The organism is uncultured Metabacillus sp. (assembly GCF_947503125.1).
Lineage (GTDB): Bacteria > Bacillota > Bacilli > Bacillales > Bacillaceae > Metabacillus.
This window is the reverse complement of sequence record NZ_CANNCR010000037.1, coordinates 1-13,126: the sequence shown is the minus strand read 5'-3', so window position 1 is coordinate 13,126 and position 13,126 is coordinate 1. Positions and strand designations below refer to the sequence as shown.

The 13,126-nt window shown below is 35.9% G+C and carries 13 protein-coding genes and 1 pseudogene; 9 read left to right on the top strand and 5 right to left on the bottom strand.

All coding sequences use genetic code 11. The features are described from left to right. Window positions 1-226: 226 nt before the first annotated feature. The 4 genes from Q1B07_RS18820 to Q1B07_RS18805 all read left to right on the top strand — a co-directional run bounded on the left by Q1B07_RS18820 (window position 227) and on the right by Q1B07_RS18805 (window position 4,330). A complete protein-coding gene (locus tag Q1B07_RS18820) occupies window positions 227-1,330 on the top strand; it encodes a glycoside hydrolase family 88 protein (protein WP_299093102.1) in 1,104 nt (367 codons plus the stop codon). 215 nt (window positions 1,331-1,545) lie between these two features. Further along, a complete protein-coding gene (locus tag Q1B07_RS18815) occupies window positions 1,546-1,692 on the top strand; it encodes a hypothetical protein (RefSeq protein WP_299093103.1) in 147 nt (48 codons plus the stop codon). A 185-nt stretch (window positions 1,693-1,877) separates the two neighbouring features. Further along, window positions 1,878-3,536 (top strand): PTS transporter subunit IIBC, encoded by a 1,659-nt coding sequence (locus Q1B07_RS18810; RefSeq protein WP_299093105.1) that lies wholly within the window; start codon window positions 1,878-1,880, stop codon window positions 3,534-3,536. Next, complete coding sequence (locus Q1B07_RS18805) at window positions 3,533-4,330, top strand: endonuclease/exonuclease/phosphatase family protein (protein WP_299093107.1); 798 nt, start codon at window positions 3,533-3,535, stop codon at window positions 4,328-4,330. The genes Q1B07_RS18810 and Q1B07_RS18805 overlap by 4 nt, the downstream gene beginning before the upstream one ends. Before the next feature lie 234 nt (window positions 4,331-4,564). On the opposite strand, the gene Q1B07_RS18800 is transcribed toward Q1B07_RS18805, so the two are convergent. Then, on the bottom strand, window positions 4,565-5,008 hold the full coding sequence (locus Q1B07_RS18800; protein ID WP_299093108.1) for a hypothetical protein: 444 nt from the start codon (window positions 5,006-5,008) through the stop codon (window positions 4,565-4,567). A gap of 12 nt (window positions 5,009-5,020) precedes the next feature. Continuing rightward, window positions 5,021-5,371, bottom strand: coding sequence for an ASCH domain-containing protein (locus tag Q1B07_RS18795; protein WP_299093109.1), 351 nt, complete (start codon window positions 5,369-5,371; stop codon window positions 5,021-5,023). Window positions 5,372-5,534: 163 nt separating this feature from the next. Between Q1B07_RS18795 and Q1B07_RS18790 the strand changes: the two genes are divergently transcribed. Next, the gene (locus tag Q1B07_RS18790; RefSeq protein ID WP_299833270.1) at window positions 5,535-5,909 is read left to right on the top strand and encodes a DUF454 family protein; all 375 of its coding nucleotides are present in this window, start codon (window positions 5,535-5,537) and stop codon (window positions 5,907-5,909) included. A gap of 20 nt (window positions 5,910-5,929) precedes the next feature. Here Q1B07_RS18790 and Q1B07_RS18785 read toward each other — a convergent pair whose 3' ends face one another. Beyond that, window positions 5,930-6,802, bottom strand: coding sequence for an AraC family transcriptional regulator (locus Q1B07_RS18785; RefSeq protein WP_299093111.1), 873 nt, complete (start codon window positions 6,800-6,802; stop codon window positions 5,930-5,932). Between the two features lie 156 nt (window positions 6,803-6,958). Here Q1B07_RS18785 and Q1B07_RS18780 point away from each other — a divergent pair, with 156 nt between their 5' ends. Beyond that, window positions 6,959-9,247, top strand: a complete 2,289-nt coding sequence (locus Q1B07_RS18780) for a glycoside hydrolase family 127 protein (protein ID WP_299093112.1) — start codon at window positions 6,959-6,961, stop codon at window positions 9,245-9,247. A 134-nt stretch (window positions 9,248-9,381) separates the two neighbouring features. On the opposite strand, the gene ilvD is transcribed toward Q1B07_RS18780, so the two are convergent. After that, a complete protein-coding gene (ilvD, locus tag Q1B07_RS18775) occupies window positions 9,382-11,061 on the bottom strand; it encodes a dihydroxy-acid dehydratase (RefSeq protein WP_299093114.1) in 1,680 nt (559 codons plus the stop codon). A 242-nt stretch (window positions 11,062-11,303) separates the two neighbouring features. On the opposite strand from ilvD, the gene Q1B07_RS18770 reads away from it, so the two are divergent. Beyond that, on the top strand, window positions 11,304-11,474 hold the full coding sequence (locus Q1B07_RS18770) for a hypothetical protein (protein WP_299093115.1): 171 nt from the start codon (window positions 11,304-11,306) through the stop codon (window positions 11,472-11,474). A gap of 53 nt (window positions 11,475-11,527) precedes the next feature. On the opposite strand, the gene Q1B07_RS18765 is transcribed toward Q1B07_RS18770, so the two are convergent. Beyond that, on the bottom strand, window positions 11,528-11,935 hold the full coding sequence (locus tag Q1B07_RS18765) for a (deoxy)nucleoside triphosphate pyrophosphohydrolase (protein ID WP_299093116.1): 408 nt from the start codon (window positions 11,933-11,935) through the stop codon (window positions 11,528-11,530). A gap of 385 nt (window positions 11,936-12,320) precedes the next feature. On the opposite strand from Q1B07_RS18765, the pseudogene Q1B07_RS18760 reads away from it, so the two are divergent. Continuing rightward, window positions 12,321-12,641, top strand: a pseudogene (locus Q1B07_RS18760) (transposase); the annotation flags it as partial. Between the two features lie 273 nt (window positions 12,642-12,914). Next, on the top strand, window positions 12,915-13,126 hold a 212-nt coding region (locus tag Q1B07_RS18755), incomplete at its 3' end, for a transposase (protein ID WP_299833269.1).

Sequence of the window (13,126 nt, the reverse complement as noted above, 5' to 3'; positions counted from 1 at the left end):
ATTTTCATTGACCAATTCCAATAAGTTCACTATAATCAAAAACAAAAGGAAATAAATAAACAAAAAGGGTAGTAAAAGAACAAAAGAAAAGAAATTTTTGAACTAAAACGGAATTACTTTCAGGGAAAAGAGAAAAGAAAAGCTATGTTATATGTAATTTGAAAACGTTTAATTGGGCATGTTTTAAGTAAGCACTCAATTTATTATTCAGTTGGAGGGAATATACATGATTCAAAAAGAAGTTTTTATTCAAAGAACAGAAGTCATCGATCATATTGATAAGCTGATGGATAATCTTTCTCAAATAAAAGATAATACAGGTGAATTTCTATTAAACTTCGATGGTTTGGTTGTTGATGATAAGAGCTGGAACGTTTGGAACTGGCCACAAGGTGTTGGGTTATACGGAATTTTTAAATATTGGAAGCTAACAAATAACCAAAAGGCTATTAAGATTATTACAGATTGGTTTAAAGCTAGATTTGAAGAAGGAGTCCCACCTAAAAATGTAAATACAATGGCTCCGCTATTAACTTTAGCTTTTTTATATGAAGAAACGAAGGATCAGACATTTGTGCCTTATTTAGAAGATTGGGCAGAGTGGGTTATGTATGATATGCCGCGTACAAAGGAAGATGGTCTTCAGCATATGACATATGGTCCTGAAAATAAAAACCAGCTTTGGGATGATACATTGATGATGACTGTGCTTCCCCTAGCGAAAATTGGAAGGCTTTTCAACAAACCGGAATATATAGAAGAAGCTAAGAAACAATTTTTAATTCATATTAAATATTTAAGTGATCGTAAAACAGGATTATGGTTCCATGGATGGACCTTTGAAGAAAATCACAATTATGCTGAAGCATTATGGGGAAGAGGAAACTGCTGGATAACCATTGCCATACCAGAAATTATTGAAATTTTGGATTTAAAAGAAGGGGATTTCTTTAGAGAGTTTCTAATTGATACATTAAATAGACAGATTGAAGCGTTAGCAGCTTATCAAGATGAGAGCGGATTATGGCATACCTTAATCAACGATAAATCATCTTATTTGGAAGCATCAGCAACAGCAGGTTTTGCCTATGGAATCTTAAAATCTGTCCATAAACGATATGTTAGTCAAGAATACAAGGAAGTAGCATACAAAGCCATTCAAGGAATTTTAAAAGAAATTAATGATGAGGGTGCCCTGCAAAAGGTGTCTGTAGGTACAGGTATGGGTGACAGTTTAGATTTCTATAAAGAAATAAAAATTACCACTATGCCGTACGGACAATCGCTAGCTGTGCTTTGTTTGTCTGAATTTTTACATTATTATATTTAATTTCATTATTAAGTTGATTTTTTTGATTTGCAGGTCCGTTACCTAGTAAATTTATTTACTAAAACCATTTGACATTAAAATAATTAACCCCTCGTGAAATACACGAGGGGTTAATTATTTTAAAAAGTTAATGTAAAACAATAAGTAATAATATAGTTTAAATTATAAAAAATGAAACAAAATAATGAAAGAAGAGTAGAGGAGGCTGATTTGTTTTGAAGAAAGAATCGATTCGTAGGATCGAAAATCATATTGTAGCAGCAATAATTGCCATCGTGATCGTTTATCTCATTTGTTCGATTGTTTATGGATATGATGTACCTGGAGGAATATTATCTCCATTAATTGATATTATTTCTTGAAGAGTTCATTTTTGCAAAAAAATAATATAAAAAATTTCATGCAAACGATTGCGCTTAATCAGTAATTATGATACTTTATTTACAGGAAAAGAAAACCCTTTAAAAGTAAAGAGCACACTTCATTTAACTATAAATGCAAACGGTTGCTCATCTTTAATATTATTTATTTTAGGAGGCTCAGCTCTATGAAAATCACATCATTTGATTTTTGGCAAAAGTTTGGAAAAGCTTTATTAGTAGTTGTTGCAGTTATGCCTGCAGCTGGAATTATGATTTCTCTTGGAAAGTTAGTAGGAATGGTCGATGTTGATTTGTCTATTGTGCAAACGATTGCACTTGTGATGGAAGAAATCGGTTGGGCGATTATTGGTAACTTACATGTTTTATTCGCAGTAGCTATAGGTGGATCATGGGCGAAGGAACGTGCTGGAGGAGCTTTTGCCGCATTAATTGCCTTTGTGTTAATTAATCGGATTACTGGGGCTATTTTTGGTGTGAATAGTGACATGTTGAGTGATCAATCAGCAACAGTAACTTCTTTATTCGGCAGCGAATTAGTTGTTAAGGATTATTTTACATCGATACTAGGTGCTCCAGCATTAAATATGGGCGTATTTGTGGGCATTATTTCCGGTTTTTTAGGTGCTAATATCTTTAATAAATACTATAACTACAGTAAACTGCCACAATCACTTGCTTTTTTTAACGGAAAACGCTTTGTTCCATTTGTTGTGATTGTTGGATCTGTTATTACAGCGATCATTTTGGCGATCATCTGGCCATTTGTTCAAGGATTATTAAATGATTTTGGAAAATGGATTGCATCGTCTCGAGATACTGCTCCTGTTATCGCCCCATTTATATTTGGTGCGTTAGAGCGGTTATTGCTTCCATTTGGTTTACATCATATGTTGACGGTTCCAATGAATTATACGGAGCTTGGAGGAACCTACACGATCTTAACAGGTCCAAGTGCCGGTCAGACGGTTGCAGGTCAAGATCCCTTATGGCTTGCATGGATTGCGGATTTAAATAATTTCCTTGCCGCTGGTGATATCGAAGGTTATAAAGCTTTATTAAATGATGTAACACCTGCCCGCTTTAAAGTTGGACAGATGATCTTATCTTGTGCCGCATTAATCGGGATCGCATTAGCGATGTATCGGAATGTTGATAAAGAAAAGCGAACAAAATACAAATCGATGTTCTTATCTGCAGGATTAGCTGTATTTTTAACAGGGGTAACGGAACCAATTGAGTTTATGTTTATGTTTGCAGCACCAGTTCTTTATGTTGCTTATGCGGTCATGACAGGATTTTCCTTTGCCATAGTAGATATAATTGATATACGAGTTCATTCCTTTGGTATCATTGAATTATTGACAAGAACACCTATGATTATCAAAGCTGGTTTGTGGCTGGATCTGGTTAATTTTATTATAGCATGTCTTGTATTTTTCGGTTTAAACTTTACTGTTGCCAACTTTATGATTAAAAAATTCAAAATGCCGACACCAGGACGTTTAGGAAATTATATTGAAGAAGAAAATAGTGACCTAGCTCATGTAAACGAAAACAACGATAAAAACAAAACAGATGATTCTCTTGCAACAGCGATCATCGGCTTATTAGGCGGAAAAGATAATATTGAAGATGTTGATGCATGTATGACTAGACTTCGTGTCACAATTAAAGATGTAGAAGCGGTTGCTTCTGAACAAGAATGGAAGAAAAACGGTGCATTAGGATTAATTATTAAAGATAAAGGTGTACAAGCCATTTACGGGCCAAAGGCTGATGTCCTCAAATCAGATATTCAAGATCGTTTGGAGCGTAACCAATGAAACTTTTAACATTAAATTGTCATTCATGGCAAGAGGAAAATCAGCTGGACAAAATAAAATGTTTAGCTAAAACAATTAAGGAAATATCTTATGATGTCATTGCTCTTCAGGAAGTAAGTCAGTTAATTGGTGAAGAAAAATGTGAAGGAAAGGTTAAAAAAGATAACTTTATTGCGGTTCTTTTACATCATCTTAAGGAAATTGGCGTAACAAATTATGAGTATGTCTGGGATTTTTCTCACATCGGTTATGAAAAATATGAAGAAGGCTTGGCATTATTAACAAAGCATCAAATTGAAGAAGAGGTTTCGTTTTTTATCAGTCAATCAGAAGACACGAATTACTGGAAAACGAGGAAAATTGTTGGGGCAAAAATTCGCTATAACAATGAGCTGATCTCCTTTTATTCCTGCCATCTAGGGTGGTGGCGGGATGAAGAAGAACCATTTCAAAGCCAAGTAGATTCATTGCTTTCCCAAGTTCAAAAGGATCGCAAGTTTTATTTAATGGGTGACTTTAATAATCCTGCCAATGTAAAAAATGAGGGGTATGATTATTTACTAAATAAAGGATTATATGATACTTATCAATTAGCGAATATAAAGGATAACGGGATAACTGTCAAAGGAAAAATTGCGGGATGGGATGTAAATAAACAAGATTTGCGCATTGATTATATTTTTACGAATATGCCTATTGCTGTGAACAAATCTACTGTTATTTTTAATGGGGAAAATAAGCCTGTCATTTCTGATCATTTTGGAGTGGAGGTTGTGATTAACGAAGAAGGGTGACGATTTAGTCACCCTTTTTTTAAAAGATAAAGTATAAATTTTTACTTAGTTTTAGTGTCTAGCTCCAGGCGCCATCGGCGAAGCACAGGACGTGCCAGTGCAGTTAAGAGATAAGGCCGCCCTAGTTTTTAACTGCCTCTAGGGTCTAGTCAAATAGGAATAGAAGGTAAAGAACACCTTCTATTCCTTTTCGCCTTATGCTTGTCGGCGAATGCTAAGCGTCTTGCGCTTTTCTTACCATACATCCGGCTTAACAACCATAAACCATAGCATGGCCATTAATAATAAGATATAGATCCAAATCGTTCGGTTGAGTTTTGCTGTTAATTTTTCTCTTAATTGGTCCTTTTCTTGAAACTTTCTAAGTGTCGGTGAAAAGGCACGGGCCAAAAAGAACAAGGAACAAAACAAAATTATAAGTGTCATGATAATCCAGGGAGTACCCCAAGTCCAGGGGCCAAAAATAACAAGTAATATTCCTGATCCAACCAATACATGTCCTGAATGCTTTGATAGACTGACAGCATATCGAAATGTATTTAAGTATGTATCTAACTCAGCTTCTCGTGCTTCATTAAGTTTTTGTACTAAAGGCAAAAGGATAAAAAAAGGACCGATTGATACGATGACACTTACTACATGAATAAAGATGAGTATTCGGTAGAAAAAATAGTCCATTTCTGTTGCTAGTTATTCTTGAATAGGACTGAACTCATGGACCCAAACTTTCATATGGGGAAGCCAAGGCATTCCTGGATGATAGGATAAGATCGCTTGCTTATATTCTTCTACTGTTTCATATCCTTCCTGTTTTGCATGGTCATCGGTTAATTCACCTAAGCTCTGTGAATAAACGCGATCTACTTTGAATTTTTTGCCCTCTAATACCATGATCTCGCCGACATCAGCATATCTTCCATTTCGTCGCGTTGCCGTTTTCTCTCCTTTGAGGACTTTTTTTACATCTTCCTTCAATGTTACTAGGCGGTCAACTGAGCATGTTTTTGGCGGTAATGTATGTTGTTCTTCTTGTTTCGTCATATAATATACTCCTTCGTTTATCATTTCTATCTAACTATATCATAACTTTCCCTTCGCTTAGTATCCCTGGTAGAAAAATAAAGCTGAATGATACTTGCGAAATTGACTAAGATCGTTAAGATTATAGTAGTGATAGTAAGCTAAAAATAAAAAGGAATGAAAAATGATGATCAAAATAGTAAAATCTCTTTATATTTTCCTTGGCTTTTTCTTTTTTGGACTTGGTCTATTAGGAATTATTCTTCCGCTATTGCCTACAACTCCATTTCTATTATTAGCCTCATTTTTCTTTGTCAAAGGCTCGGAAAAATTTGAGATCTGGTTTAAAGGTACCGATGTCTATAAAAACCATCTAGAGGGTTTTGTCAAAAACAAAGCAATGACGCTAAAACAGAAACTAACCATACTTATCTTTGCTGATTGTATGATCGCCATCCCATTTTTTTTGGTAGATAGCATACTGATCAGAGTAATCTTACTTATAATAGTAGGATATAAATACTATTATTTTATCTGGAAAATAAAAACGGTAACGTAAGTAATTCCATTAACGTTACGCTAGCTTCGATATGTTTGACTCAAATAGGTAGTTGGTGATACCCCGGTTACTTTCTTGAATACTCTGCTAAAATAAAAGGGGTTTGAGAACCCTAATGCATGACTAACCTCTGATATATTAACAGATTCCTTTTTTAACATCTTTATCGCTTTTTCAATTAATAGCTCATCCTGGAATTGTGTAATACTTTTCCCTGTCTCTTTTCGAAATAAGGTTGATAAATAGGCATAATTCATTCCGAGCTCATCTACAATTTCCTTACTTGTTAATTTTGTAGCAGCTGAGCGGCTAAAAAGTTCAATCATTTTGCCGACAATCCTGCTTTGTTTTGTCTGTTTCATCTCTTTTAATCGATTCATATATAAATCAATAAAAAATTGATAGGTCATGAGACTTAAATAGAGTGGGCGAAGCGGGTGCGGGGAAATAAAATCCTCATTAAGCTTCTTAAGCTGCAGTTCGGTATACTCTGGGTTTATTACAGACCCTTGCTTAGGTAATTTTAGATGTGAATGATAGGTTTCTTCTAAGATCAAAGATGATTGCTGGTAATGAGAGAATTCCGGCGAATCCTCCAAGCCCATCTCATCTAATGTGTCGTGAAAATGAATATAGTACCATTCTGTGCCTGGTGAATATAAGGAGGTACCCCAATGCGGTACATTTTTTCTAAGAAAAAGATATTCTCCGCCGGTTAATGTATATTCCGTTCCGGCCTCTATCACTTGTATATTGCCTTTTTTTACATAAACAAACACATTTATCGTTTCCATATGACGATCTGGATGACCGCTTGTTCCATTGTCATCCCACATATGACCGATTTCTCTTATAAGAGGAAGACTGTATGACAATAAATTGACCTCATTCATTTATCCAACACACCCTCTACTCAAGTTTTCTATATTTTATCACAGAAAAACCAAAAAAAAGATATGGAATTAGTTGTATTGTGAATTCCGTTTTCTCCATCGCCTTGTAATAATAAGGATATGACAACATGTGTTGGATTCAAGGAGGAAATGAATATGGAAAATGTTCGATTACTAGATGGCATGTTTAAACAATCACAAGAAAAAGGAAAGGAATATCTTCTTTATCTTGATGTTGATCGATTATTGGCACCTTGCTATGAGGCTGCTGGGAAAACACCAAAAAAACCCCGTTATGGCGGTTGGGAAAAAACAGGTATTAGTGGTCATTCAATTGGTCATTGGCTTTCGGCAGCAGCAACGATGTATTCAATAACAAATGAGCAGAAACTGAAGGAGAAACTTGATTATGCAGTAAAAGAGCTATCACTTATCCAGGCCTTTGATGGTGAAGGGTATGTAAGCGGGTTTTCAAGAGTCTGTTTCGATAAGGTTTTCACCGGGGATTTTGAGGTAGAAAATTTTAGCCTTGGCGGAGGATGGGTCCCATGGTACAGCATTCATAAAATTTATGCGGGTCTTATCGATACGTATCAGCTGACAGGAAATGAACAAGCACTAGACGTTGTAATGAAGCTAGCCGACTGGGCGAAAAAAGGTACAGACCAATTAACAGATGAGCAGTTTCAAAGGATGCTTATCTGTGAACACGGCGGTATGAATGAGGCGATGGCAGATCTCTATCTTATTACTAACAATCGCAACTACTTGGATCTTGCCATTCGTTTCTGTCATAAGGCTGTGTTAGATCCTCTTGCAGAAGGAATAGATGATCTGCAAGGAAAGCATGCAAATACACAAATCCCGAAAGTAATCGGTGCTGCAAAGCTTTATATGATCACCGGTGACGAAACATATAAGCAAATGTCAGAGTATTTTTGGACACAGGTCACAAAGCATCGATCGTATGTAATCGGCGGTAATAGTATAAACGAGCATTTCGGCCCTGAAAATACGGAAGAGCTTGGCATTCAAACAACCGAAACGTGTAATACCTATAATATGCTGAAGTTAACGGAATTACTATTCCAATGGTCACAAAAAGCAGAATACACTGATTACTATGAAAAAGCGCTTTATAATCATATTCTAGCTTCACAAGATCCTGATTCGGGAATGAAAACATATTTTGTCTCAACACAACCTGGGCATTTCAAAGTATATTGTACGCCAGATGAGTCTTTCTGGTGTTGTACTGGGACAGGAATGGAAAATCCGGCAAGATATAATCGGCATATTTATTATGTAAATCAAGATGATTTATATGTAAATCTCTTTATCTCATCAGAAATTCATGTAAAAAATAAAAATTTGAAGCTAACGCAGGTAACAAACTTTCCAGAATCTAATAAAACAAAACTATTATTTAATAGTGGTACAAAAGAAAACGTAAAGCTCCATATAAGGGTACCAGGTTGGGCGTCAGGACCAATGACTGTCCTTGTAAATGATCAAAAGCAATACCAGTCCCAAAAACGTGGTTATATAACCATTGAAGGTCAATGGGGCGAAGGTGATATCATTGATATCGAGATACCGATGAGTTTGCACCTTTCAAGAAGTAAAAATGATCCTAGAAAGGCTGCTATTCTTTATGGACCGATTGTGTTGGCAGGGGCTTTAGGCAGAGAAAAATTCCCTGAAACAGATATCATTTCTGATCATGTTAAGCTGAATGACCATCCCTTAATAAACGTTCCAGACCTTATTACTAATGAAAAGGAAGTTTCAAAGTGGATTACACCAATTGCAGGAGAAAAGCTAGCCTTTCGAACAGCTGAAATCGGACAGCCTGGAAATGTAAGCGTCACTCTCATTCCTTTTTATGACCTGCATCATCAGCGCTATACGATCTATTGGAATATCATGGATGAAACAGATTATCAGTCTTTCGTTGACAAAGAACAAGAGGAAGCGAAAAAACTAAGAGAAATAACGGTTGATGTTGTTCACCCAAATGAACAGCAACCAGAGGTCGATCATGAAATTAAGTCGAAAAATTCTAGGACTGGTTTTTTAAACCTCTTCAATTCTGGCTGGAGAGATTGTAAAAATGATGGTTATTTCAGTTATGAAATGGCTGTACATCCGGATAATCAGATGTACCTGCTTGTTAGTTACTGCGGGAATGATACTATTTTGCATGAAGACGGAAAAGCGTATCAGCGTGAATTTGATATTTTAATAGATGGGTCACAAATTACTCATCAAACTCTGAAAAGAAACGATCCAGGTAAGCTTTTTGATGTTTGCTACGATATCCCTCTTACATTAACAAAAGGAAAAGAAAAGGTGGAAGTGAAATTTGCTTCGGAAGATGGAAAAATTGCAGGAGGGGTTTATCGGGTTAGAATCTTAAAAGACAAAAGTGTTATTTCGAAATAATATATACCTCTAATAAGGGCCTAGCAAAAATATTGTTAGGCTTTTTTTACACGAATGAGTTTAACTAGAGGTTATAATAAAAAACCTCTCAGATCCCAATTTTCGGGTAACTGACAGGTTCAAGCCCATTCTAATTAAATTTTCATTACTCCACCAGTGTTTGCAGAAGTAACGAGCTTAGAGTAACGTGCTAAGTAACCTTTTTTTACTTTAGGTTCAAAGCCTTTCCAGTTCGCTTTACGTTTTGCAAATTCTTCATCAGAAATTTCAAGTGTGATCGTACGATTATTTAAATCAAGTTCGATGATATCGCCATTTTCTACAAATGCAATCGGACCGCCTTCTGCAGCTTCTGGTGAAATATGGCCGATTGAAATGCCTCTTGATGCACCTGAGAAACGTCCGTCAGTAATTAAACCTACTTTTGCTCCAAGACCTCTACCAACGATTTGTGATGTAGGGGCAAGCATTTCAGGCATTCCTGGTCCGCCTTTAGGACCTTCATAACGGATCACAACAACATCGCCTTCTTTTACTTTACCAGTAATAATTCCTGAAAGTGCCTCTTCTTGCGAATCAAAGCAAATTGCAGGACCTCTATGGTAGCCGCCAACAGCAGGGTCAACCGCACCAACTTTTATCACCGCACCATCTGGAGCTAAGTTTCCAAATAAAACGGCAAGACCGCCTTGCTCAGAATGTGGATTGTCTAATGGACGGATGACATTCTTGTCCAAAATATCTGCTCCTGCAACATTTTCACGTAATGTTTTGCCTGAAACAGTTAAGCAATCGCCATTAATAGCACCAGGCTTTTTAAGGACCTCATTAATGATTGCACTTACTCCACCTGCGTTATGAACATCCTCAATATGGTAATCTGATGCAGGAGCAATTTTTGCCAGATGTGGTACTCGGCTTGCAATATCATTGATACGTTCTAATGAATAATCAATTTCTGCTTCATGTGCTAATGCAAGTGTGTGCAATACAGTATTGGTCGAACCACCCATAGCCATATCTAATGCAAAAGCATTATCAATCGCATCAATCGTAACGATATCACGTGGTTTAATATCTTTTTTAATAAGTTCCATTAACTGTGTAGCAGAGCGTTTAACAAATTCTCTACGTTCAGGAGAAACAGCTAAAATGGTTCCATTTCCCGGAAGTGCAAGGCCAAGACCTTCAGCTAGACAGTTCATTGAGTTTGCTGTAAACATACCTGAACACGAACCACATGTTGGACATGCAAATTGCTCAATTTCTTGAAGTTTTTCTTCTGTTATTTTACCTGATTGGTAGGCTCCAACACCTTCAAATACTGAATTTAAGTTAAGCGGATTACCATCTTTATCTGTACCAGCTTTCATTGGTCCACCACTAACGAAAATCGTTGGAATATTTACACGAAGAGCCGCCATTAACATACCTGGTGTAATTTTGTCACAGTTTGGAATACAAACCATGCCATCAAACCAATGGGCAGAAACAACTGTTTCAACTGAGTCAGCGATGATTTCACGACTTGGTAATGAATAGCGCATTCCAATATGGCCCATCGCAATCCCGTCATCAACACCGATTGTATTCATTTCAAATGGAACACCGCCAGCTTCACGGATTGCGTCTTTTACGATTTTACCGAATTCTTGTAAATGTACATGCCCTGGAACTATATCAATATATGAATTGACGACCGCGATAAACGGTTTGCCGAAATCTTCATCTTTTACACCGGCTGCACGAAGCAAGCTTCTGTGTGGGGCACGGTCAATTCCTTGTTTAATCATATTACTACGTTGTTCAGCCAAGTTTAATCCCTCCAAATAAACAGTCCATTAAAAAATTCTTCTGAAAATTTTAATATTTCATATTGTAACATTATTTTTATTATTATCATAGTTTTAAATCACAATTCTTTTCTGTAAAAATAATAGGAATACTTTTTGAAAGTGAATTTTTGAATTGGAAAACATAATATTTTTAATTTGGTCATAAATAAAACAAAATATTATAGAGAACAATAGAAAAAACAGGAAGGGGGGACTAGTTTATGGCAAACGGTCCATTCGAAGATACTTTTAAACCTTTAAAAAGGAAGGAAGAAGTTTTAGAAATCAGCTCAACTGGATATGGATTGGAGTCTGTTTCGGAAGAAAATGCAGAAAAACAGAAACAAAATCAAGAGAACAAAGGAAACTCTTCTGAATGCGGCGGGCTTTAAGTAGGATGACATTCTAAAAAATTTGTTCCTGATATGAAAGTAGTCTTTCATTATTAAAGAAAAAGGCTATTTTCATTAATTAATTTTTCCACAGCTGGAAGATCTGCAGGCGCCCATCTTAATGAATCTAAATTTTCTCTTTTTAGCCATATTAGCTTAGCGTGTTCAGTTTGAAGCGGAATTCCCTCTGTGATCTTACATGTAATGCACAATAAATGAACCTTGAATGTATCGTACTCGTATATATTCTCATGAAAAAGAGTCTCTCCAGTCACTTGGCAACCCAATTCTTCATTTATTTCTCTTTTAATCGCCTGAAAGATATCTTCATCTTTCTCAACCTTTCCACCAGGGAATTCCCACATATTTGGTAAAGACATTTGAGAGGATCTAAGAGCACAAAGTATTTCATTTTCATCATTCTCAATGATTGCTGCTACTACCTTTATCGTTTTTTTCATTGCTATCTTCTCCACTTAAATGACTTAGTTTTATTCTATTATCTTTACTTTACAAAAAGCAAATGTAGTAAAGTATTTTAAAGAAAATTAACTATACTATTGTAATAAGAATATTACTTAAGTCCATTGTACATACTTCCTTATTAAAGAAAACTTTCTGACTAAAAACATAGTTCTGTATAGTTATAGATTTTCCTTTATTTTTTCAATAAATTAGTCAATCTCATGTATACTTTTGGTAAGAGTTCAACAATATTTAAGGAGCCATTCCTGTAATGAAGAAATTTGAGGATTGAAACAAAAAGAGCCCTCTTGGTATAGTACGAGGTGTCCGCAGCTGATCAGCACTAAGGACCCTTAATTAAGTAACCAAGGAGGACTCAAAATGAATTATACACAAAATCACAAAATCTCTCAAATTACACCTTCAACTCTCATTGTCGGCATTGATATAGCCAAAGACAAACACGTAGCACGTGCCCAAGATGATCGAGGCATCGAGTTCGGGAAACGCTTGATCTTTGAAAATCGAATGCATGGCTTTCAAAAACTAGTGAATTGGGCAGAAGATCTTCGGAAGGAAAATGCCAAGGATCACGTCATTCTTGGCGTAGAACCAACTGGTCATTACTGGTTTAGTCTAGCTTACTTTTTAGTAGCCAAAGGATACGATTTCGTGGTCGTAAACCCAATGCACGTTAAGAAACACACATGATTTGTTTACTCACACCCCAGGATGAAAATATACATCCTGGGTTTTTGTTTTTTCCTCTGTGTCCATACTGATAAAACTATGGAAAGTTATGTTTACATGCGCTTTAATGGTGGTTTAACCCTGTATAAGAAACTGTATGGAATTTGCCTTGTGTACACCCCTTTGTTGACTCTTCTGTTTTTGGAAGGTGATCACGTACAGAAAAATGCTGTTTTTTCAAGCTTATTCCTCTTTCCATAGACTTAATATTGGAGTTGATCATTTATGGACACTTTATTAACACATTGTGCTGGAATGGATGTTCATCAAAAGGAAATAGTAGTTTGTGCTCTCACTGGTACAAACGATGACGTCATTCAAAAAGAAACAAAAACTTTTTCTACGCTAACTAAAAGTTTATTTGACTTATTAAAGTGGTTAGAAGAAAAAGAAATTACACACATTGCCATGGAAAGCACCGGAATCTATTGGAAACC